Raw genomic sequence first — 22303 nt, forward strand, 5'->3', positions numbered from 1 at the left:
GCTGTGAGGTTACAGCTGGGCCAGCCGCGGCGCAGAACCGTTGGACCTCAACACCGCTCCGGCCTCGCGGGTCAGTTCCCGGCTGCTACCGAGCAGTCCGTCCAGGATCAGCGACCGCTTGACGTGGTGGTGCAGCGGGTGTTCGGCGGTGAAGCCGATCCCGCCGAGCACCTGCTGGCAGTGGCGCGCGGCGGTCAGCGCGGCCTGGCCCGCGGCCGCCTTCGCCAGCAGCGAGGCCAGCCCGTCATGATCGTCGGACTCCGCGGCGACGCCAAGCGTCGCCTCGGCGCCCTCGATGGCGACCAGCGTCTCGGCGAGCCGGTGGCGGATCGCCTGAAAGGAGCTGATGTGCCGGCCGAATTGAACGCGATCCAGGGCGTGCCGGCGCGCCAGGGAGAGCATCGCCCGGCCGGTTCCGATCAGCCACCAGCCAACCGCTCGGCGGCCGGCGGCCAGCGCGGCCTTCGGGATGGGATCCCCTTGCGCCACGCGGTGTATCGGCAGCTCGTCGTCGAGCGCCGAGCCGGAACCGTCGCTGCGCTCCCACACCACCCAGCCGCCGCCGGCGAACGGCAGCGGCAGGGGCGCGCCGGCGGCGCTCAGCACGACGTCGTTGAGCACCGGGGCGTGCGCGCCGGTCTCGCCGAGTAGCCGGAAGACCAAAGGTATTGCGATATCCGGTATTTCATCGAGCATGTCACGCCAGCCGACCTCGGACAGCGCGCCGTCGAGCTTGGCGCCGCTCGCGGCGGTCATGGTGGTGCGCAGGGAATCGGTCAGCATGCGCAGCGCCTCGGGATCCACGATTTCACTCCTTCCCGAGGTCGAGCAGCCGGCGGGCGATGATGTTGCGCTGGATCTCGGCGGTTCCGCCGTAGATGGTGGCCGCGCGCGAATACAGGTACTCCGCGCGCCATGGCGTGTCGTCGAGTTCGAGCGTCGCGGGCAAGAGATCGCGGACGGTGTCGTAGAGCCGCTGCTCGGCGGTGGCCAGCAGCACCTTGTCGATCGAGGTGTCGGCCCCGAGGCGCCCACCCTCACCCAGCCGGCGCTGGGTGTCTCGGGATCGGCAGCGCACCGTGTGCAACGCGAGATAGGCGGCGCCGAGCGCGGATTCGTCCGGGTCCTCGGCCGCCGACGCCTCGGCGATCAGTTCATCGAACCGCGAATAGAGATAGGCGATTCGCTGCCAGAAACAAGTGGAGCGCTCGTAGGGCAGCAGGTCCATCGCCAGTCGCCAACCGTCGCCCGGACGGCCCAGCATCCGGCTCGCCGGGACCACCACGTCGTCGTAGTACACCTCGCAGAACTCGTCGACGCCGTGCATGGTGCGCAGCGGACGAATCGTGATCCCGGGGGTGTCCAGGTCGACGAAGAACGCCGTGATTCCGTCGTGGCCCGGCGCGGTGCGGGTGAGCAAAACGCAGCGCGTCGAGAACTGCGCGAAGCTGGTCCAGACCTTCTGCCCGTTGACGATCCAGTTGTCGCCGTCGGAGGTGGCGCGGGTGGTCAGCGAGGCGAGATCGCTGCCGGAGCCAGGCTCGGAAAACCCCTGACACCATTGCTCGCGACCGCTCAGCAGCCGCGGCACCATTTCGGCGGCGAGCTCGGCCGGCGCGTAATCGATCATCGTGGGCGCGAGCACCTCGAGCATCGAGTACGGGCCGGGTTCGGCGAGCCGCCGGCCGACGACCTCTTCGCCGACGATCGCCCGCAGCACGGCCGGCCCGCCCAGCCCGCCGACTTCCTCCGGCCAGCCGTAGCGCATCCACTCGGCGTCATACAGCGCCCGGCTCACCCGGGCGAATTGCCGCATATGGCCCTGCAGCGAGTGGTCTGCCCCGGGGGTCAGGTCATTCTCATCGAGCCACGCGCGCAGGCCCGCCCGGAACTCCTCGACATTCACGGCTCGGCTTTCAGGGCTGCGGGCGGCCGACCGCGTGCGGGCGCCCGGAATCGTGCACGCCGCTGCGGCGGATGAACGTCATGGCCCGGGTCTTCAGCCGCCACCCGTCGGCCGTGCGGGAGTAGGTGTCGCGGTAGTAGCCGATCCGCATGTCGTGGGTGGCGTGGTCGATGAAGCACAGCGGCTGGGTGCCGCTCGCGGAGTCGCCGTCGATGCTTTCGACCAACGCAGTTCCGGTGAGGAACAAGCCCTTTGGGGCCGCGGCGACCAACTCGGGGAACCTGTCCAACTTGTAGGTGGAACCGAAGGCGCTGTAGGTTCCGTCCGGCGTGAAGACACCGATGAGCCCGTCGATGTCTTCCTGGGTGATGGTGACCGCGTAGCGGGCCAGCAGCTGCTGAATCTCGACCAGGTCGTCAGTTCTGGTGGGTTGACTTGTCGACATAAACCTTGCCGCCTTTCATGACGAAACTTACGTTCTGGGTAACCCGGATGTCTTCCAACGGGTTTCCCGGAACCGCGATGACATCGGCGAGCTGGCCCGGCGCGAGCCGCCCCCGGTCGGTGGCATTGATCAACTCGGCGGCGGTCACCGTGGCGGCGCGCAGCACCGCCAGGGGCGGCAGGCCCCAATCCACCAGGGTGACCAGCTCGTCGGCGTTGCGGCCGTGCGGGATCGCGGGGGCGTCGGTGCCCACCGCGATCTTCACGCCGGCCTGGTAGGCGGCCAGTATCGAGGTGCGCGCCTTCGGAAACATCTCGGCCGCCTTGGCCTGTAGCTCCGGCGGGGCGTGCGAGACGTCCATCGCATCGCCGTCGGCCAGCCGCCGGGTGCTGACCAGGAAGGTGCCGTGTTTCACGAGCTGCGCGATGGCCTCGTCGTCGATCAGAAAGCCGTGCTCGATGCAGTCGATGCCGGCGGCGACCGCGTGCTTGACCGCGTCGGCCCCGTGCGTGTGCGCGGCGACGCGCAGCCCGCGCCGGTGTGCCTCGTCGACGATGGCGCGCAGTTCGTCGTCCGAATAGTGTTGCGCGCCAGGTGGTCCCGTCAGCGACATCACCCCACCCGAGCAGCAGACCTTGATCAGCTCGGCGCCATGCTTAATCTGGTAGCGCACTGCCTTGCGGATCTCGTCGATCCCGTTGGCGATGCCCTCCTCGATTGTGAGGTCCAGGACGTGCGGCGCGAACGCGGCGAACATCGTCGGATCCAGGTGCCCGCCGGTCGGCGTGATGGCGTGGCCGGCCGGCACCACCCGCGGCCCGTCGATCCAGCCCGCGTCGATCGCCTTGCCCAGCGCCACGTCAAGCAGATAGCCACCGGTCTTCACGAAGAGCCCGAGGTTGCGCACCGTGGTGAACCCGGCGCGCAGCGTGCGGCGAGCGTTGCCGACCGCACGCAACACCCGCGTCGGCGGGTCGTCCTGCACCTGCGACAGGCCGGGTCTCTCCCCGCGCCCGCCCATCAGGAGATTGACCTCCATGTCCATCAACCCGGGCAGCAGGATTACCTCGCCCAGGTCGATCAGGTCGCCCTCGATCTCGCCGCCGACTCCGACGATGCGGTCGCCGTCGATGCGCAGGACGCCGGGCCGAACGATCTCACCGGCGTCAACGTCGAGCAGCCCGGCGGCCTTGAGCGTCAGCACCTCTTAGATCACCGGTTCGGAGAGCAGTTCCACCCACGCGGCGCCGCTGTCGGGTACGCGCGGCTGCTTCCACGCCTCGATCGGGAACGACACCATGACCAGCGACTGCATGACGTGCATGAGCGTGCGGGCGTCCTCGGGCAGGTCGTCCAGCGGGAACTTGTCGCAGTAGGCGATGACGTCGTTGAGGCGGGGGAATGCCGCATCGTAGAACGCCTGCATCTCGGTCATGGTAGACGCCAGCCGCTTGGCGTAGCGCTCGGGCTCGGTGGCCAGGTCCCACGCCAAAAAGGGCTCCAGGTCGGCGAATTCAGACGGTAACTTTGCCATTGCCCTGGTACTCCTTCGCCCAATTAGCTACATAGTCACCGGTCGTCTTGTGCAGGTGACGGATCAGCACTTCCTGATCGCACAACAGGAAGTTGCTGACGACCTTGGTGCCGATCATGGTCTGGGTCGCCTCCAGCGTGTTGGCGTCCTGCAGCGCGTACTCCTTGAAGGTCACGGCGGCCAGCTCCTGGGCCAGTCGTTCCCGCGCGTTGCGCGGCGGAACGAAATACAGCGTGCACTCGAAGATGTGCTTGTCGACGGCCGTCGGCCAATAGTGGTAGGTCAAAAACCAGCCCGGCTCCCAGATCAGCAGCATGAAGTTCGGGTAGAAGAGCCACGAGTCGATGCCCCACTGCGGCACCCGCTTCACGTTCACACCCGGCGGCAACTCGAGGTTCTCGATGATCTCCGGCTTGTCCCACGGTCCGAACAGACCGCTGCGCAACACCTGGTCCAACGGCTTGACCATGGACATGTCCGGGGGCGGCGCCTGACCGCCCCAGGTCGACTGCAGGCTGTGCGGGCCGGCGAGTTCGTAGTGCAGCGCCTCATAGCCGTACTTCTGGATCTTGGCGGCTTCTTCCTTGGTGTACTGCCCCTGGTGCAGGATCGGCGCGTGGTAGAACTCGACGAACGCGTCGATGAACAGCTTCCAGTTGCTGCCGACCTCGGCCCGATAGGAGTAGGTCTCCGTCATCTCGCCGAAGGGGTAGCCCTCGATGCTCTTGGCCAGCGGCCCGAGGTAGTCGACCAGCGGCGCCGCGTTGTTGTCGAAGTTGATGAAGATGAAGCCTTCCCACACTTCGCAGCGGACCGGCACCAGGCCGTACTGGCTCTTGTCGACGCCGAAGAACTCATCCTCCTGCTGGACGAACGTGAGGTCGCCGTCGAGGTTGTAGCGCCACGCGTGGTACTTGCAGGTGAACTGCCGGCAGGTGCCGGCCGTCTCCTCGTGCGGGAAGTCGTTCCACACCAACTTGTTTCCGCGGTGGCGGCAGACGTTGTGGTACGCCTTGACCGCTCCCTCCTTGGTCTTGACGACGATGACCGACATGCCCTTGCCCGCCGAGGGCAGCTCCTTGGTGAAATAACTGCCGGTGCGCGGCAGCCGCTCGACCCGACCGACGTTGAGCCAGGTCTTCTTGAAGATCGCCTCGCGCTCGGCCTCGAAGAATGCCGGGTCGATGGAATCGGTGTAATCGACGGGCGCGGTGCCCAGTTCGGGATAATTTTCCGTCCAGCTGCCGGCGGCCGGCTTGGGGAAGTGGGGCAAGGCTCTAACCTTTCTCGTTCTCGAGCTGTACGCCAAAGGCGTTGATGGCCATCGCGAGCGCGATGTAGCCGCCGATGGTGAACACCAGGTCCATCCGCTGGCGTTCGTCAAGCCGTTCGCACAGGGTGGTCCACGTCTGGTCCGAGACGTTCGATTTCTCGTCCAGCTCGTCGACGGCGGTGAACACCGCGCGCTCGAACTCGTCGTCGGCTTCGCCGGATCGCGCGGCGGCAATCTCGGCGTCGGTCAGTCCGGCTTTTTTCGCGATGTCCACGTGGTGTTCCCACTCGTAGGCGCATTCGCGCCGGTGCGCGATGCGCAGGATCGCCTGCTCGCGGACGCGCGCCGGGAGAGAGGAATCGAGCAGCAGGTACGAGCCGAACCGCAGGTAGGCCCGGGCCAGTTTCGGGTGGCGCGCGAGCGTCGACATGAGCGTGCCGGCGTCCTCGGGGTTACGCCGTTCGGGTGGCAGCATGCCGGACAGCGCCTGCTCGACGGCGTCGTCCCATTGGTCGGCAGGCAGCGGCTGCAGGCGCATCCGCGGTCTCCTCTCGGCGTCCTCCCGACCAACTCTCGGTCAAAGAGAATCAGATTCTCATTTCTAACCAATAGAGTTGCACGATTCGGTCGGCGGGTCAATGGCGGCGGCGAAGATGCGCACCCGCCCACCAGCCCCGCTGCCCGGCGAGCGGCACCGGCGGTGCGGGCCTGGCGCGGCGGAGCATCGGCCGAGCAAGTCCGGCATTTCTGCTGGCGCTTCGCCACTTCCGGGTCCGCAACCGGCCCGGTCGCTTAGTCGCTGGTCAGGCGGGCGCGGTGCGCGGGCATCACCCGTGGATGTTGATTCTCGCTGCGCGAGAAGATAGTTTTCAAAATAGTGATCTTGGCGCCGGGCGATCATTCGCCGATGCTGTGCGGGAGCGGCGCGTCCGAATCGCTCAGCTGGATCAGACTTGGAGAGGACTGGCCATGAACAAAGAAGACATGATCCTGATCAGCGTCGACGACCACACCGTCGAGCCGCCCGACATGTTCAAGAACCACCTGGCGCAGAAGTACATCGACGACGCGCCCCGGTTGGTGCACAACCCCGACGGCTCCGACATGTGGAAGTTCCGCGACACGGTGATCCCGAACGTGGCGCTCAACGCGGTCGCCGGCCGGCCCAAGGAGGAGTACGGCATCGAGCCGACCGGGCTCGATGAGATCCGGCCGGGTTGTTACAACGTGGACGAGCGGATCAAGGACATGAACGCCGGCGGCATCCTCGCCTCGATCTGCTTCCCGTCCTTCCCGGGCTTCGCGGGGCGGCTGTTCGCCACCGAAGACCACGACTTCTCGATCTCGCTGGTTCAGGCGTACAACGACTGGCACATCGACGAGTGGTGCGGGGCGTACCCCGCCCGGTTCATCCCGATGGCGATCCCGGTGATCTGGGACGCCGAGGCGTGCGCCGCCGAGGTGCGCCGGGTGTCGAAGAAGGGCGTGCACGCGCTGACCTTCACCGAGAACCCGGCCGCGATGGGCTACCCCAGCTTCCATGACCCGTATTGGAACCCGCTGTGGAAGGCGTTGTGCGACACCAACACCGTGATGAACGTGCACATCGGGTCCTCGGGCCGGCTCGCGATCACGGCGCCCGACGCGCCCATGGACGTGATGATCACGCTGCAGCCGATGAACATCGTGCAGGCCGCCGCGGACCTGCTGTGGTCGCGGCCGATCAAGGAGTACCCCGACCTCAAGATCGCGCTGTCGGAGGGCGGGACCGGGTGGATCCCTTACTTCCTGGAGCGTGCCGACCGCACGTTCGAAATGCACTCGGCGTGGACCCACCAGAACTTCGGCGGCAAGCTGCCCAGCGACGTGTTCCGCGAGCACTTCCTGACGTGCTTCATCAGCGACAAGGTGGGTGTCGCGCTGCGCAACATGATCGGCATCGACAACATCGCCTGGGAGGCCGACTACCCGCACAGCGACTCGATGTGGCCGGGCGCGCCCGAAGAACTGTGGGACGTGTTGTCCATCAACAACGTTCCCGACGACGAGATCAACAAGATGGCCTACGAGAACGCCATGCGTTGGTACTCGTTCGACCCGTTCACTCACATTTCCCGCGAACAGGCGACCGTCGGTGCGCTGCGCAAAGCCGCCGAGGGGCACGACGTGTCCATCAAGGCGAAGGGCCACGACAAGGACTCCCGGGGCGGCTCGTCCTTCGCGGACTTCGCGGCCAACGCGAAAGCCCTCACCGGAAATACGGACTGACACGCCACCCGCTCACGACGAGCAGACGCAAAATCGCATTGTTCGAACCGCGAGCGTGCGATTTTGCGTCTGCTCGCGCTGAAGAAAGGTGCCACCGGTGGGTGGAATGAATTTCGAGCTGACCGATGACCAGGAGCTGATCCGCCGGTCGGTCGCCGAGTTGGCGCGCAAGTTCGACGACCAGTATTGGATGGAAAAAGACTCCGCGCACGAGTTTCCCACCGAGTTCTACCGGGCGATCGCCGACGGCGGCTGGCTGGGCATGACGATCCCCACCGAATACGGCGGGCACGGCCTCGGCATCACCGAAGCCACCATCCTGCTCGAGGAGGTCGCGAAGTCCGGCGGCGCCATGAACGCCGCCAGCTCGATCCACCTGTCCATCTTCGGCATGCAACCCGTGGTGGTGCACGGTTCCGACGAACTCAAGGCACGCACGCTGCCCAAGGTGGCGACCGGCGAAGTGCACGTCTGCTTCGGTGTGACCGAACCCGGCGCCGGCCTGGACACGTCGCGCATCACCACCTTCGCCAAACGCGACGGCGATCGCTACATCGTCAACGGCCGCAAGGTGTGGATCTCCAAAGCCATGGAGTCCGACAAGATCCTGCTGCTGACCCGCACCCAGAGCTACGAGGAAGTCAGCAAGAAGACCGACGGGATGACGCTGTTCATCACCGATCTGGACCGCAGCCGCGTGGACATCCGCCCCATCCGCAAGATGGGCCGCAACGCCGTCAGCTCCAACGAGTTGTTCATCGACAACTTGGAGGTGCCGGTCGAGGACCGAATCGGCGAGGAGGGCAAGGGGTTTCAGTACATCCTGGACGGCCTGAACCCGGAGCGGATGCTGATCGCCGCCGAGGCGCTCGGCATCGGCCGGGTGGCGCTGGACAAGGCGGTGAAATACGGCAACGAGCGCGAGGTCTTCGGCCGGCCCATCGGCATGAACCAGGGCCTGCAGTTCCCGCTCGCCGACTCGCTGGCCCGGCTCGACGCCGCCGAACTGATGCTGCGCAAGGCCACGTGGTTGTACGACAACGGCAAACCCTGTGGCCGCGAGGCCAATACCGCCAAATACCTGTGTGCCGACGCGGGCTTCACCGCCGCGGACCGGGCGTTGCAAACCCACGGCGGCATGGGATACGCGGAGGAGTACCACATCACCCGCTACTTCCGTGAGGCCCGGCTGATGAAGATCGCGCCGGTCAGCCAGGAGATGATCCTCAATTTCCTGGGATCCAATGTGTTGAGACTGCCGAGGAGCTACTAGGCCTAACGCCGAGCGTGCAGTCGCAGCGAATTCTGGGCGATTTTTTCGCGCTGATGGCACGCTCGGCGATCATGGAACATCTGGACGCCAAACAACGGAGTGAAGATGCGTGAGACTGTCATCGTCGAGGCGGTACGGACGCCGGTAGGGAAGCGCAACGGAGGGCTGTCCGGCATGCACGCCGCCGACCTGTCCGCCGTCGTCCTCAACGAGGTGCTGGAACGCGCCGGGGTGGGCCCGGAGATCGTCGACGACGTGATCTGGGGATGCGTGTCGCAGGTCGGCGACCAATCCAGCAACATCGGGCGCTACGCCGTCCTCGCGGCCGGCTGGCCCGAAACCATCCCCGGGACCACGGTCAACCGGGCATGCGGTTCCAGCCAGCAGGCGCTGGATTTCGCGGTCCAGGCGGTGATGTCGGGCCAGCAGGACGTCGTCGTGGCCGGTGGTGTCGAGGTGATGAGCCGCGTTCCGCTCGGTGCGGCGAGGGCCACCGGCATGCCCTATGGCCCGAAAGTCCTTGCGCGCTATGACGATTTCTCCTTCAACCAAGGCCTGTCGGCGGAGCTGATCGCCAAGAAGTGGGGGTTCTCCCGCGAGCAGCTCGACGAGTACTCGGCCCAGTCCCACGAGCGGGCGGCCGCGGCCCAGGACAGCGGCGCCTTCACCGAGCAGATCGTTCCCGTGTTCACCGACGACGCGACCGTGGTTGCCGACGAGGGCGTGCGCCGCGGCACCACCATCGAGAAGCTGGCCGGGCTCAAGCCCGCGTTCGTCGACGACGGCGTCATTCACGCGGGCAATTCGTCGCAGATCTCCGACGGGGCGGCGGCCCTGCTCGTGACCACGTCGGAGATGGCGGTCGAGTTGGGGTTGACGCCGCTCGTGCGCTACCGCGCCGGTGCCGTCACCGGGGCGGACCCGGTGCTCATGCTCACCGGCCCCATTCCGGCGACCGAGAAGGTGCTGACCAAGGCGGGCGTCTCGCTGGCGGAGGTGGGCGTCTTCGAGGTCAACGAGGCGTTCGCGCCGGTCCCGCTGGCCTGGCTGGCGGAGACGGGCGCGGACTCGGGCCGGATGAATCCGCTGGGCGGCGCCATCGCGCTGGGGCACCCGCTCGGCGCGTCCGGCGCGGTGCTGATGACGCGCATGGCCCACCACATGCGTGACAACGGGATCAGGTACGGCCTGCAGACGATGTGCGAAGGCGGCGGCACGGCCAACGCCACCCTGGTCGAGCTGGTCTCCTAGCGCCGACGGCAAACGGTGCTTGCTGAGACCCTTGTCACAGCCGGCAAACCAACCTACTGTGTGTTCAGTAGGTTTATCGGCACCCAGGGAGTCCGTTTTGCCCGTCGCTCGGCGGTACGACACGCTGCTCGCCAAAGGCGAGGACCGCAAGCAGCGGATCCTCGACGTCGCGCAGCGCCTGCTCACCCGCAACGGCTGGCGTAGCACCACGCTCGCCCAGATCGCCGGTGCGGCGGGGGTGACCCCGGCCGGGCTGCTGCACCACTTCGAATCCAAGGAGCAGTTGCTGCACGCCGTGCTCGACGCCCGGGACGCCGACGACGACTCCCACGCCAACCGGACCGGTGACCTGTTGGTCGAGATCGCGCGGGTCGCCGATCGCTTCACGCGGGCACCCGACATGGTGGGCACGTTCACCGTGCTGCTGATCGAAAACATCGATCCCGACGCCCCGCTGCACGACCGCATGTTGGACCGTCAGCGGCAAGCGATCGACATCGTCGCCCAGCTCATCCGGCTGGGCCAGGCGGACGGCCGCTATCGCACCGACATAGAACCCGCCGTCAAGGCAGTGGAAATTCTCGCCTTCGTCCACGGAATGGAAACAATATGGTTGCTCGATCCTTCGATACCGCTGACCGACGCGTTCAAACAGTACGCGGAGGCGCTGGCACGGGACTTCGCGCCGCCGAAGACGGGCGACCCGACATGAGGTACCGGCTCGACGTGGTCGCCTCCAGCGTCGTCGACGTGGTGCGGTACGCCGGCGGCTGGCTCTTCGACCGGGCGATGGCGGGGTGGGACGTCACCGTGCTGCTGACCGACCTGGCCGACCACCCCGACACCCGGCCGCTGCAGATCATCGGCGCCAGGCCGCTCGACCTCGAAGACGCCCTGGCCGCGGTGGACTCACGGCCCCGGCCCCAGGCCCTGGCCGCCGCGGCGGACCTGTTCGGATGCGACTCGCGGGTGCGGCAGGGCGTGTTGCAGGCCCTCGATCACGGGGTCACGGAGGTGACGCTGTGGGGCGAAAGCTGGCCCGCGGAGCTGGACGACAGCGTCGGCCTGGTCCAGCACCGGCTGAGCATGGCCGCGAAGATCTTCAAGACCCAGGCGCTTGCGGCGGCGGCCGCGCCACACGGCTCGATCGGTTACCTCGAAACGTTCCGAAGCGGCCTGTTGGCATGCCCGTCCGTCGCCGCCGATTTGGTTCCCGCGAGCTGATCGCCGCCCGTCTTCCGGCCGGGGGCGGGCCCGTCGTTTGACGACCACCGGGCGGTGTGGAAATGTAATATTCATCTCTGAGAGGCTCATTCTCACTGCTGAGATTCGAACGGAGCAATACGGTGAACGACTTCGCCAAGATGGACTTCTTCCGCGGCAAAGAGCTCATCGCCGACCCGTACCCCTACTACGAGGCGCTGCGTCAACAGTGCCCGGTCACCCGGGAGAGCCATCACGACGTCACGATGATCACCGGGTGGGACGAGGCCTGCGCCGTGCTGAACGACGCCGAGACGTGGTCCTCCTGCATCTCGGTGACCGGCCCGTTTCCGGGCTTTCCGGTGCCGATCGAAGGGGACGACATCACCGAGCTGATCGAGCAGCACCGCGACGAGCTGCCATTCAGCGACCAGCTGCCCACGCTGGATCCGCCGACCCACACCAATCACCGCTCGCTGATGATGCGGCTGATCACCCCGAAGCGCCTCAAGGAGAACGAGGACGCGATGTGGGCGCTCGCCGACCAGGCGCTCGACGATTTCCTGGCCCCCGGCCATGGCGAATGGATCAAGGGCTTCGCCGGCCCGTTCACGCTGCTGGTGATCGCCGATCTGCTGGGCGTGCCGATGGAGGACCGCGACAAGTTCGTCAAGGGCATCGCCGAGCACGCGGGTGGCGGCATCGGCGGCACCAAGGGGTCGCTGGCGCACAGCCCGCTGGAGTTCCTGTACGGCCTGTTCTCCGACTACGTCCGGGACCGCCGGCGCGAACCCCGCGACGACGTGCTGACCGGCCTGGCCACGGCGACCTACCCCGACGGCTCGATCCCCGAGGTCGAAGACGTGGCCCGGGTCGCCAGCAATGTCTTCTCGGCCGGCCAGGAGACCACCGTCCGGCTGCTCGGCGCCGCGCTCCAGACGCTCGGGGAGCGCCCGGACATCCAGGCGCAGCTGCGCAAGGACCGCAGCCTGATCCCCAACTTCATCGAAGAGTCGCTGCGCCACGAGAGCCCGGTGAAGGGCGACTTCCGGTTGAACCGGGTGCCCGTCAAGGTCGGCGGGGTGGATTTGCCCGCGGGCACCACCGTGATGATCGTGCAGGCGGCCGCCAACCGCGATCCGCGCCGGTTCGACGACCCTGCGACGTTCGACCCGGCCCGCAAGAACGCCCGCCAGCACATTTCGTTCGGGCGCGGCATCCACAGCTGCCCCGGCGCGCCGCTGGCGCGCGCCGAAACCCGGGTGGCGATCGAGCGCCTGCTGGACCGGACGTCCGACATCAGGATCGACGAGAGCGTGCACGGTCCGGCGAATGACCGCCGCTACCAATACGTTCCGACCTACATCCTGCGCGGGCTGACGGAATTGCACCTGGAGTTCACGCCGGCATGAGGGTTTCGGTCGACGACCAACGCTGTCGCGGTCACGGCGTGTGTACGACGCTGTGCCCGGAAGTGTTCAGCCTGACCGACGACGGCTACGCGGAGGCGATAACCTCCGAGATTCCAACGGAATTCGAGGCCGCCACCCGGGAGGCCATCCAGTGCTGTCCCGAGCAGGCGATCAGCGATCTATCGAAGGAGACGTAGTGGCAAAGGGATATGTCATCCTCACCGAGGCCATCAAGGATCCGGAGGGCATGAAGGCCTACGGCCAAGCCGCGGGAGCGGCGATGGGCGGCGTCAACATCCTGGCGGTGGACACCGCGCCCAAGGTCCTCGAGGGCAGCTGGCACGGCGACCAGACCGTCGTGCTGGAGTTCGAGTCGGTGGATGCGGCCCGGGCGTGGTACGAGTCCGAGGCTTACCAGAAGGCGGCGAAGCTTCGCCAAGCGGCGGCCGACTGCAACGCGGTCATCCTCGCCGGGTTCGAAATCCCTTCGGCCAGCGGCTGAGCGCTAATCGACGATGGAGATCGCCTGGCGGGGGCACTGACGCACGGCCTCGCGGACGTCCGCCTCGGTCTCCGGTGTGACCTCCGGCTTCAGGACGGTCAGCATGTCGTCGTCGCCGAGCTGAAATATCTCGGGGTTGATGCCCATGCAGACGCCGTTGCTCTCGCATAGACCCCAATCGACTTCGATTCTCATCGCGGCCCCCTCTACCGAAGCACCTTCACCGGCACGTTCTTCCAGCCGGCGACGTTTTGCATGTTCACCCGCTTGCACCCGGCCCAGTCCACCTCATAGCGCGGCATGAAGTCGAGCAGCCTCTCCAGCGCGATCCTGCTTTCCATGCGGGCCAGCGCCGCGCCGAGGCAGCTGTGAATCCCGTACCCGAGGCCGAGGTGTTGCGCCTCGGTCTGGTCGCGCTCGATGTCGAACGTGTCGGCGTCGGTGAAGGCGTCCGGGTCGCGGTTCGCCGCAGCGCCGCAGAGGAACACCGGCTTGCCCGCGGGGATCACGCCGCCGCTGACGTGCGCCTCCTTCAGGGTGTAGCGGACGTTGTATTGCACCGGCCCCTCGTAGCGCAACAGCTCTTCCACCGCACCGGGGATCTTGTCGCGGTCCTCCTGCAGCTTCTGCCACTGCTCGGGGTGGCGGGCGAAGATGACGGCGGCGTTGCCGAGCAACTTGGTGACGGTCTCGGCGCCCGCCCCGCCCAAAAGCGTGGCGAACGCGGTGATCTCGATGTCGTCGAGCTGGCGGGGCTGACCGTCGTCGCCCGGGACCTCGGCCGCGATCAGCCTGCTGATCATGTCCTCCTGCGGCTCGGTACGGCGTTCCTGGATGAGGCCGAAGTAGTACATCGCGGTGTCGATGTTGGCCTGCATCCCGGCTTCGCTGATCTCGATCTGGCCCGGTTCGTGGTGCAGGCTGGTGTCGATCCAGTGCCGCACCTGCTGGCGGTATTCCTCGGGCACACCGGCCATCCGGGTGATGACCTCCACCGGGAACGGTCCCGAGAAGTCCTGCACGACGTCGAAGTGGTCGGGATCGGCCGCGCCCAGGTACTTGTCGATCACCTCGACGACCGTGTCGCGCTGCGACTGAATGGCCCGCGGGGTGAACGCTTTGTTGAGCAGGCTGCGCATGTGCCGGTGCTCCGGCGGGTCCATGAAGATGATCGACTTCTGCTCGGGGGACAAGCCCCGCCGCACCATTGCGAGGTCGCAGCCGCGCGCCGAGGAATAGGTCTCGAAGTCCTTGAACGCCGCCGCGACGTCCTCGTGGCGGGTCAGCGCGTAGAAGTCTTCCTTCTCGTCGTAATACAGTGGCGCGTCCTCGCGCATCCGCCGGTACGTCTCGAACGGGTTGTTGAAGTAGTCCTCGGAGTACGGGTCGAAGACAACCTTCGGTTTGGTCACTGCATGCTCCTCATCGGCGGGCTGAACCGTTACAGCGGATTGCCTGACTGTAACGCTAACGGTAGCGCTTTCGTGTGAAACCGGAAAGACCAAAACGCCCCCACCTCAGCCCCTCCTGGCCGCATGTAACACGGGACCGACCACGTCGATGACGGCGTCCAGCGCACCCAGGTCTGCCCAGTTCGGCGGCGATGCCGCGCGCGACGGCCACGTCCTTGCCCACGAATTCGCCGGCTACCTGGACGAACGAGGCGACCGAACCCCTGGCCGCGACGATGTCCAGCACCCGGCTCGTGGCGCTGCCGTACGGCAGCGCGTCCAGCAGGGTCGATTCCGGCACGCCGAGGCGTTCGCCCAGCCGGATCGACTCCGCGAGCAGCCCGATGTGGCCGGCGAACAGGGCGTTGTTGACCAGCTTCACCTTCTGGCCGGCGCCGAGCGGCCCGACGTGCAGGACCGGATCGCCGTAGCAGCCCAGCACCGTTCGCACCCGTGCCACGGTTTCGTCGGCGCCGCCGACGAACAGCGTCAGCCGGCCCGCCGCGATGTCGTGCGGGCCGCCGCTCACCGGTGCGTCGACCACGCCGACATCGCCGGCGCGGTCGGCGATGGACTCGATCGTCGCCGGGCTCGCGGTGGTGTGCACCACCAGGATGGAACCCGGCGGCATGGTGGACAGCAGCTCGCCGTCCAGGCAGACCTGCCGCACCTGGTCGTCGGTGAACACACACACCAGCACGACGTCGGCCTGCGCGCCGGCCTCGGCCGCGTCGCCCACCGGGCGGGTGCCCAGCCCCTCGAGGTCGTGACGCTGCTCGTCCGTGCGGCCCAGCACCCGGACGTCGTGGCCGGCGCCGACGAGGCGGGCCACCATCGGGCGCCCCATCCGGCCCGCCCCGATGAAGCCGACTTTCATCGCGGGTGGCCCATCGACGCCAGCGTGGCGTCGGCGGCCTCGAGCACGGCGCCGGGGTCGGCGGCGGCCCGTTCGGCGAGTTCGGCGATCAAGCGGACATCCTTGCGCAGCAGGGTCCCCGCCAGGCCGGCCAGGCGTTCGAGGCCCCCGACCCCGCCAAGCGCGTTGAGGGCGAAGCTGTTTGCGCTGCCGCGGGAGACGACCTCGGTGAACCGATCGGGGGAGACGCCCAGCGCGTCGGCCAGCGACAGGGCGGCGGCCGCGGTGCCCAGGTTGGCGGTGAACAGCAGGTTGTTGAGCAGTTTGGTGGTTTGCCCGGAGCCCAGGTCGCCGAGGTGAACGACCGGATCGGCGTAGCTTTCGAACACCGGACGGCAACGCTCGACGACGTCGGCGTCGCCGCCGACCATCACCAGCAGCCGGCCCTCCGAGGCCGCCCCACCGCCGCCGCTGACCGGCGCGTCGACGACCGAAACGCGGCGAGCGCCGGCCTTTTTCGCGAGCCCGCGGCAGGTGTTGGGATGCACGGTGCTGTGCACCGCGATGACGCCGCCCGGTTCCATCGCCGCCAGCAGGCCGCCCTCGCCGCAGGTGATTTCCTCGACGTCGGCGTCGCCGACCACGCACAGGCAGACCAGGTCGCTGGCCGCCGCGAGGTCGGCCGGCGACGCGGCGATCTTGGCCGGGGTGTCGGCGAACGGCTCGAGCGTCGCGGGCCGGCGTGCCCACAGCGTCGTCTCGTAGCCGGCCTCGACGATCCGACGCGCCATGGGGCCGCCCTGGCTGCCCAGCCCGATGAATCCGACCCTCATCCGGCCTCCAGATCGTCTTGCGTGTCAACCGCTTTCGCTCGGGCCGCGACGCATTCGTTGGCGAACGCAAAAACCTCCGCGTGATAGTCCGCGGCGGTGTGGCCCAGGCTGATGTTGTGGCCCGCGTCCGGCTGTCTGTGCACGACGAACCGAGTCGCCCCGGAGAACAGGCCGGTGATCTCCGTTATCGCCGAATCATCGGCCTGCCAGACCTTTTCGTGCTCGGCGATGCTGAAGTGCACCGGGACGCGAACGGCGGGCGCGAGCTCGGGGAAGGTTTGGCGGGCCCAGTTCGACACCATCTGGTCCTCGTAGGGCGGCGCCGACGGGGAAACCGTCGCACCGCCGAGGACCTCGGGTGGGTACAGCTCCGCGGGGCTCCACAGCAGGCCGCGCATGCCCGGCGGCCGGCTTTCGCGGGTCGCCGTTTTCAGTATTTCCCGGGCGGCGGGGTGATAATGCCGGCCCGTCCCGGCGAGCTCGATGCCCAGCAGATCGGCGCCGCGCTCGTCAGCGGCCATCCGCATCGTCAGCTCGCAGCCGCCCGAGTGGCCCATCACGAATAGACCTGCGCCGCTTGGCCGTTCGCCGAGGATGCGGTCGATCGCACCGTAAGCCAGGTTGACCCGCTGCTCGCCCTCGACCATCGCCTCGGGATAGGGCGCCGAGCTGCCATAGCCGGGCCGGTCGAGCGCCACCACGGTGAATCCCGCTGCCGCCCCGGTCCGTAACAGCGAGTACGACGGGTGACCCGGGCAGTCGAAATAGACGGCGGTGGTGCCGCCGCCGTGGATGGCCACGATCACGGCCTTGGGCTCGGGCGCTTCGCAGACGAGCGCCGACATCGGCACGCCGTCGACGATCACGAGGCGCGGACGGGGTGGGGAACTCATGCGTCCACCCGCAGCAGCAGGACGCCGCTTGGGGTCAGGCCGCCGCTGCTGACCACGCCGACGCGGGCATCGGTGACCTGCCGGTCGCCGGCCTCACCACGCAGCTGGCTGACCGCCTCGTGCAGCAGACCCATGCCGTGGGTACGGCCATGCGACAGCTGGCCGCCGTGGGTGTTGAGCGGCAGCAGGCCGTCGCGGGCGATGTTCTTGCCGCCGTCGAGAAACTCCTTGGCCTCGCCGATGCCGCAGAAGCCCAGCGCCTCGATCCAGGACAGGCAGTTCATGGTGAAGCCGTCGTACAGTTCGGCGACGTCGACATCGGTGGGGCGCAGCGACGTGCGGGTCCACACGTGCGCGGCCTGGCCCAGCACCTGCGGCTCATGGGTGAGAGTGCTTTGGTCCCAGTCGATTCGCTCGATGATCTGCGTGCCTACCGCCTCGACCAGGACGGGCGGCTTGGCCAAGTCGCGCGCCGCGTCGACGGCGGAGACGATGACGGCGATCGCGCCGTCGCACGGAACGTCGCAGTCGTAGAGGCCGAACGGCGTGGTGATGGGCCGCGCGTCGAGGTAGTCGTCCATTGTCATCGGGGTCCGATAGACCGCGGTCGGGTTGAGCTCGGCGTTGGCGCGCTGGTTCAGGGCGATCCAGCCGAGCGTCTCTTTCGTTGTGCCGTAACGGTGAAAGTGCCGCTGCGCGTTCATCGCCAGGGTGTGTGCGGCCGAGGTGGCGCCGAACGGGTATGTCCAGCCGGCCACGCGGCCCATCGATGGGGTGATCTTGCCCTGCTTCATCAGCTCGTTGTGGGTGGCTTCCCACAGCGTTCGGAAGCACAGCACGTGCCGGGCCAGGCCACAGGCGACGGCCTGCATGGCGGCGATGACGGAACCGCCGGGACCGAAGGTCTCCATGGCGCCGTTGTGCCAGGTCGGGCGGATTCCCAGCGCCGCCTCCAGCGCGGTCACCCCGCCCTCGCCGAAGCCGCCGACATTGATCGCGCCGGGGTAGGTGGACAGGCCGTCGATGTCGGCGAGCGTCAGCCCGGCGTCGGCGACGGCGGCTTCGCAGGCTTGCACGGTCAGCGACAGCGGTTGGCGCATCAACCGCCGCCCGATCGGTGACATGCCGATGCCCGTGAGGGCCACCTTGTCTTCGAACTTGTCCGCCGCCAGCATCGGGCGGACGTGCTCCCCGAAGCGCTCGGGCTCGATCTCGTCGGTGGGCAGCCGGCCGGGTGGGGCGTCCGGGAGGGGCCGGAACAGCGGCAGCCAGACGTCCTCGATCTGCTCGAAGACGACCTCCACCTGTTGACCCAGCTCGAGCCGATCCGCCTCGCAGTCAACGATGTTGGTGGTCAGCCGGACCCGCGGGTCTTCGGCGATCGCCACCTGGGCAACCACGTACGGCGCCGGCAACCCCGGCAGGCTGAACCGATGGTTCACTGTGAACCCCGCCAGCGTGGCCCGTCCGGAGACGGCCCGCACGCCCATGTCCTGCGAGCGGCAATACCGGCACACCGGCGCCGGCGGATGGATCAGCGATTCGCAGGCCTTGCATTCCTGAAACCGCAGCGTGCCGTCGGCTCCTGAGGTCCAGAAGAATTCGTTGTCCAGCGTGAGCAGGGGCAGCGGTCGTCCGGGTGCTGCTGACACGTCACCTCCGGAAATCGGCCGGCTCGCCCGGGAGCCCACCGGTGTGGTACGCCCGTTATACAAATCGGAGAATTACGTTATCATTTCCAAGCGCCCAGGAGCCAGGCCGCACCTTCGGGCCCTTTGTTCGTCGGGTCGGTTGTCGGCCAGGCGTTGGGTCCTCGTCACGATCGGAGGGCTGGTTGCTCGACGCGGAGAAGATCCTGATCACCGGGGCGACCGGCAAGATCGCGTTTCCCATCGCGCGCGCCCTGGCGGCGCGGAACGAGGTATGGGGCGTGGCGCGCCTGAAGGAGCCCGCGGACCGCGAAAGGCTTGTCCGCGCCGGCGTCAAACCCGTCGCGCTGGACATCAGCGCGGGCGACCTTTGCGGGCTGCCCGAGGATTTCACGTACGTCTTTCATGCCGCCGTGGACGCCGGCGCAGGCGACTGGCACCGCTGCGTCGAAACGAACGCGCAGATGTCGGGGGAACTGCTCTACCACTGCCGCGCTGCCAAGGGTTTCGTGTTCTGTTCGACCGGCTCGATCTACGCATACCAGGGACAGCGACCGCTGACCGAGAGCGATCCGCCGGGGGTGCCGCTGCGCGCGAACTACAGCATCTCGAAGGTTGCGGCCGAGGCGGTTTGCACGTGGATCGCCCGGCGCTACCGGATTCCCTTGACCATCATCCGGATCTGTTCCACGTACGGGCCCGAGGGCGGTGCGCCCGCCGATCGCCTCGATGCGATGCTGGCGGGCAAGCCAATTCGGCTGCACCCCGACAAGCCGAACAACTACAACCCGATCTATGAAGACGACTACGTCGAACTGGGCATCCGGGCCATGGAAGTCGCCGCGACGCCGCCGGTCGTGGTGAACTGGGCCGGCAGCGAGACCGTCAGCGTCGAGGATTACTGCGCATTCATGGGCGAGCTGGTCGGGGTCGAGCCGATCTTCGAATACACCACCCAGGCGCACACGCCGCTGTGGCCGGACGTCACCCGGATGCATGAAGTGCTCGGCAAGACGAAGGTGCCCTGGCGCGAGGGCTTTCGGCTCATGATCGAGGCCCGCCACCCCGAACTGCCGCTGTCCGTGCCCAATTCGACGAGATCCTAGGGAACTACGCGATGCAGCTTCCCGGCACGCCATCGGACGAGGTCGCCGAGGTCCTCGCCACCGGGCGAGGCGAGATCACCACGCTGTTCGTGTCGATGGCGACTCGCCATCCCGAGGGAACCGACGCCGAATACCTGCGCTGGCACACTCTCGACCACCGCCCGGAGCAACACCGGCTGGCCGCGGTGCGCGCCTCGCTGCGGCTGGTATCCACCCCGGCGTGCCGCTCGGCGCGCACGGTGACCGGCGGGCCGCTGGACGCGGTCGATCACGTGATGACGTACTTCTTCACCGACGCCGCCGGACTGCGCGGCTTCAACGAGCTTTCGACGGCGCTGGGAAACGCCGGCCGCAAGCTCCCCTTGCTGCCGCCCGTGGAGCGCGGCGTGTACGAGGTGCGGGACAAAGCGGCTGCGCCGCGCGTCAAGGTCGGCGCGGACGTGCTTCCCTGGTTGCCCGTGCGGGGCGCGTTCCTGTTGGTCGAGCGGGGATCGGCGGCGGTGGCGCCGCTGCTCGACGTCGACGGTGTGGCCGGCGTCTGGTCTGCGCTGTCGCGGGAGGTCGATGCCCGGCTAGCGAGCGCCGAGGCGAATCAGTCGATCACTTATTGTTTCCTCGACGACGACCCGATCGCCGCAGCGGAACGGCTGCGGCCGGTGCTGGCGGCCCGTTGGGCCGCACATAGGGCCGAACCCGTGTTTGCCGCACCGTTTTTCGCGGTGGTGCCGTACGAGTGGGACCGGTATGTGCCATAGGAAGTCGGACGCATGCGTATCGGCCTGATGGTGGGCTCCGACAAGGAGCGGTCGCGCGCCGAGCGGCTGGCCGGCCTGATCGCCGACGGCGCTGCGGCCGAAAGCGCCGGTTTCGCAACGTTTTGGATGCCCCAGGTCCCGGGCTATCTCGACGCGATGACCGCCGTAGCGCTGATCGGGCAGGCCACCGAGCGCATCGAGATCGGAACGGCGGTCGTTCCGCTCCAGACCCGCCATCCGATGATCATGGCGCAACAGGCCTTGACCACCCAGGTCGCCTGCGGCGGCCGGTTCACCCTGGGCATCGGACCGTCGCACCATTGGATCGTCAACGGCCAACTCGGACTGCCTTACGACCGCCCGGCGCGGTTGATGAGCGACTACCTCGACGTGCTCGAGGCGGCGTTCGCCGGACCGGGCACCGTCGACATCGACAATGAAAGCTATTGCGTTCATGCGCCGGTGGATGTCACGGACACGTTCGAGACCCCGGTCTTGTTGGCTGCGCTCGGGCCGACCATGTTGCGCCTCGCGGGCGAGCGAGCCGGCGGCACCGTTCTCTGGATGGCGGACGAGCGGGCGATCGGTGACCACATCGTTCCGCGCATCAGCGCGGCCGCGGGACGGGCCGGGAAGCCCGCGCCACGCATCGTCGCGGGCGTGCCCGTCGCGCTCTGCTCGAAGAACGAGACGGGCGATGCCCGCGCCTATGCCAGCGAGGTGCTCGGCCACGCGGATTTCTCCCCGAACTACGTGCGACTGCTGGCGCACGGCGACGCCGAGGACGTCGGCGACACCATGGCGGCCGGCGACGAGTCGGCGATCCTCACCCGACTGCGCCGCTACCGCGACGCCGGCGCCACCGACCTGGCGACACGAATTGTCCCGTTGGGCAAGGACGCAACCGAACGGACCAAGTCGCGGCTTCGGACCCAGGAGTTCCTGTCCTCGCTGTGCCCGGCTCTCTGATCAGCGCGACGGCAGACCCAGGACACGCTGGGCGATGATGTTGCGCTGAATCTCGGAAGTGCCGCCGGCGATGGTGCCCGCGTAACTGCTGATGTAGCGGGCGAACCAGCTCGCGGTGAACAGGTCGGGGGCGTAAGGGTTGTACGGGGCGGTCAACGCTTCGTCGCGCAACCCGCCGACCCCGGCGGCGTCCAGCGCGTGCCTGAGTGCGCACTGTTCGGCCTCCGAACCGAAGACCTTGAGCACCGACAAGGCCGCAACGTCCACCTCGCCGCGGGCGGCTCGCCCGAGCGCCGCCGAGCCGAGCAGCCGCAGCGCGTGGTAGTCCATCACGATCGTGGCGTAGCGGTCCCGATTCACCTCGTCCGCCGGAAGGTAGTCCTCGAGTAGCTGCTCGAGCCGGTTGGCGAAGGCCATCCACATCAGGGTCCGCTCGTGGCCGAGCGAGCCGTTGGCGACCTGCCACCCGCCGTTGAGCGGGCCGACAAGGTTTTCCGCGGGCACCCGGACGTCATCGAAGAAGACCTCGTTGAAGTCCAGCTCGTCGCGGTCATAGACCGACGCGAACGGGCGGCGGACCATGCCAGGCGTATCGGTGGGGACGAGCAGCGCGCTGATCCCCTTGTGCCTGGGGGCGGTCGGGTCGGTGCGGACGAAGGCCGAGTTGGTCGACGGTGAGTTCATCGTCAACGGGCAGAAGATCTGGACATCCGGCGCCCACGAT

General features: G+C 67.7%; 24 protein-coding genes and 1 pseudogene. 11 read left to right on the forward strand and 14 right to left on the reverse strand.

Features of this window, described 5'->3' with window-relative positions:
* Positions 1–9 precede the first annotated feature (9 nt).
* Genes A5673_RS18700 through A5673_RS18730 form a run of 7 tightly spaced genes read right to left on the reverse strand, consistent with a single transcriptional unit; the run spans position 10 to position 5696 of the window.
* Positions 10–783, reverse strand: coding sequence for an acyl-CoA dehydrogenase family protein (locus tag A5673_RS18700; RefSeq protein ID WP_068235661.1), 774 nt, complete (start codon positions 781–783; stop codon positions 10–12).
* Between the two features lie 25 nt (positions 784–808).
* Entirely contained in the window at positions 809–1906 is a 1098-nt protein-coding gene (locus A5673_RS18705; RefSeq protein WP_068235588.1) for an acyl-CoA dehydrogenase family protein, read from the reverse strand.
* Positions 1907–1916: 10 nt separating this feature from the next.
* Complete coding sequence (locus A5673_RS18710) at positions 1917–2351, reverse strand: nuclear transport factor 2 family protein (protein WP_068235591.1); 435 nt, start codon at positions 2349–2351, stop codon at positions 1917–1919.
* A complete protein-coding gene (locus A5673_RS18715) occupies positions 2323–3555 on the reverse strand; it encodes an amidohydrolase family protein (RefSeq protein WP_068235594.1) in 1233 nt (410 codons plus the stop codon). Before A5673_RS18715 ends, A5673_RS18710 begins: the two co-directional genes overlap by 29 nt.
* A gap of 3 nt (positions 3556–3558) precedes the next feature.
* Positions 3559–3885, reverse strand: a complete 327-nt coding sequence (locus tag A5673_RS18720; RefSeq protein ID WP_068235597.1) for a hypothetical protein — start codon at positions 3883–3885, stop codon at positions 3559–3561.
* Positions 3866–5158, reverse strand: a complete 1293-nt coding sequence (locus tag A5673_RS18725) for an SRPBCC family protein (protein WP_068235600.1) — start codon at positions 5156–5158, stop codon at positions 3866–3868. The genes A5673_RS18720 and A5673_RS18725 overlap by 20 nt, the downstream gene beginning before the upstream one ends.
* Positions 5159–5162: 4 nt before the next feature.
* Positions 5163–5696 carry a carboxymuconolactone decarboxylase family protein gene (locus tag A5673_RS18730; protein WP_068235603.1) on the reverse strand — a complete coding sequence of 178 codons (534 nt, stop codon included), beginning with the start codon at positions 5694–5696 and terminating at the stop codon, positions 5163–5165.
* 431 nt (positions 5697–6127) lie between these two features.
* Between A5673_RS18730 and A5673_RS18735 the strand changes: the two genes are divergently transcribed.
* The 8 genes from A5673_RS18735 to A5673_RS18770 all read left to right on the forward strand — a co-directional run bounded on the left by A5673_RS18735 (position 6128) and on the right by A5673_RS18770 (position 13067).
* Complete coding sequence (locus A5673_RS18735) at positions 6128–7426, forward strand: amidohydrolase family protein (protein ID WP_068235606.1); 1299 nt, start codon at positions 6128–6130, stop codon at positions 7424–7426.
* A 106-nt stretch (positions 7427–7532) separates the two neighbouring features.
* Positions 7533–8699: an acyl-CoA dehydrogenase family protein gene (locus A5673_RS18740; protein WP_068235610.1), complete on the forward strand. Its 1167-nt coding sequence runs from the start codon at positions 7533–7535 to the stop codon at positions 8697–8699.
* Between the two features lie 105 nt (positions 8700–8804).
* Positions 8805–9950: a thiolase family protein gene (locus tag A5673_RS18745; RefSeq protein WP_068235664.1), complete on the forward strand. Its 1146-nt coding sequence runs from the start codon at positions 8805–8807 to the stop codon at positions 9948–9950.
* 97 nt (positions 9951–10047) lie between these two features.
* Positions 10048–10662 (forward strand): TetR/AcrR family transcriptional regulator, encoded by a 615-nt coding sequence (locus A5673_RS18750; protein WP_068235613.1) that lies wholly within the window; start codon positions 10048–10050, stop codon positions 10660–10662.
* Complete coding sequence (locus tag A5673_RS18755; protein WP_068235616.1) at positions 10659–11174, forward strand: hypothetical protein; 516 nt, start codon at positions 10659–10661, stop codon at positions 11172–11174. The genes A5673_RS18750 and A5673_RS18755 overlap by 4 nt, the downstream gene beginning before the upstream one ends.
* A gap of 140 nt (positions 11175–11314) precedes the next feature.
* Positions 11315–12565 carry a cytochrome P450 gene (locus A5673_RS18760; protein WP_068235667.1) on the forward strand — a complete coding sequence of 417 codons (1251 nt, stop codon included), beginning with the start codon at positions 11315–11317 and terminating at the stop codon, positions 12563–12565.
* Positions 12562–12762 carry a ferredoxin gene (locus A5673_RS18765; RefSeq protein ID WP_068235619.1) on the forward strand — a complete coding sequence of 67 codons (201 nt, stop codon included), beginning with the start codon at positions 12562–12564 and terminating at the stop codon, positions 12760–12762. Before A5673_RS18760 ends, A5673_RS18765 begins: the two co-directional genes overlap by 4 nt.
* Positions 12762–13067, forward strand: a complete 306-nt coding sequence (locus A5673_RS18770) for a DUF1330 domain-containing protein (RefSeq protein ID WP_068235622.1) — start codon at positions 12762–12764, stop codon at positions 13065–13067. The genes A5673_RS18765 and A5673_RS18770 overlap by 1 nt, the downstream gene beginning before the upstream one ends.
* 3 nt (positions 13068–13070) lie before the next feature.
* Here the strand turns inward: A5673_RS18770 and A5673_RS18775 are convergent, their stop codons facing one another.
* The 6 genes and pseudogenes from A5673_RS18775 to A5673_RS18800 form a co-directional block, all read right to left on the reverse strand.
* Positions 13071–13262 carry a ferredoxin gene (locus tag A5673_RS18775; protein ID WP_068235625.1) on the reverse strand — a complete coding sequence of 64 codons (192 nt, stop codon included), beginning with the start codon at positions 13260–13262 and terminating at the stop codon, positions 13071–13073.
* Positions 13263–13273: 11 nt separating this feature from the next.
* Complete coding sequence (locus tag A5673_RS18780; protein ID WP_068235629.1) at positions 13274–14479, reverse strand: cytochrome P450; 1206 nt, start codon at positions 14477–14479, stop codon at positions 13274–13276.
* Between the two features lie 105 nt (positions 14480–14584).
* Positions 14585–15353, reverse strand: a pseudogene (locus A5673_RS18785) (NAD(P)-dependent oxidoreductase).
* Between the two features lie 38 nt (positions 15354–15391).
* The gene (locus A5673_RS18790; RefSeq protein ID WP_068235633.1) at positions 15392–16207 is read right to left on the reverse strand and encodes an NAD(P)-dependent oxidoreductase; all 816 of its coding nucleotides are present in this window, start codon (positions 16205–16207) and stop codon (positions 15392–15394) included.
* Positions 16204–17100, reverse strand: a complete 897-nt coding sequence (locus A5673_RS18795; protein ID WP_068235636.1) for an alpha/beta hydrolase — start codon at positions 17098–17100, stop codon at positions 16204–16206. The genes A5673_RS18790 and A5673_RS18795 overlap by 4 nt, the downstream gene beginning before the upstream one ends.
* Positions 17097–18752, reverse strand: coding sequence for an OB-fold domain-containing protein (locus A5673_RS18800; protein ID WP_068235639.1), 1656 nt, complete (start codon positions 18750–18752; stop codon positions 17097–17099). The genes A5673_RS18795 and A5673_RS18800 overlap by 4 nt, the downstream gene beginning before the upstream one ends.
* A 182-nt stretch (positions 18753–18934) precedes the next feature.
* Here A5673_RS18800 and A5673_RS18805 point away from each other — a divergent pair, with 182 nt between their 5' ends.
* The 3 genes from A5673_RS18805 to A5673_RS18815 are packed head-to-tail and all read left to right on the forward strand — an operon-like array spanning position 18935 to position 21579.
* Positions 18935–19855 carry an NAD(P)-dependent oxidoreductase gene (locus A5673_RS18805; RefSeq protein WP_068235642.1) on the forward strand — a complete coding sequence of 307 codons (921 nt, stop codon included), beginning with the start codon at positions 18935–18937 and terminating at the stop codon, positions 19853–19855.
* Between the two features lie 11 nt (positions 19856–19866).
* Positions 19867–20610: a hypothetical protein gene (locus A5673_RS18810; protein ID WP_068235647.1), complete on the forward strand. Its 744-nt coding sequence runs from the start codon at positions 19867–19869 to the stop codon at positions 20608–20610.
* Between the two features lie 12 nt (positions 20611–20622).
* Positions 20623–21579: an LLM class F420-dependent oxidoreductase gene (locus tag A5673_RS18815; RefSeq protein WP_068235651.1), complete on the forward strand. Its 957-nt coding sequence runs from the start codon at positions 20623–20625 to the stop codon at positions 21577–21579.
* Here the strand turns inward: A5673_RS18815 and A5673_RS18820 are convergent.
* On the reverse strand, positions 21580–22303 hold a 724-nt coding region (locus A5673_RS18820), incomplete at its 5' end, for an acyl-CoA dehydrogenase family protein (protein ID WP_255396650.1).

It is taken from the genome of Mycobacterium sp. E3198 (assembly GCF_001667015.1).
GTDB lineage: Bacteria > Actinomycetota > Actinomycetes > Mycobacteriales > Mycobacteriaceae > Mycobacterium.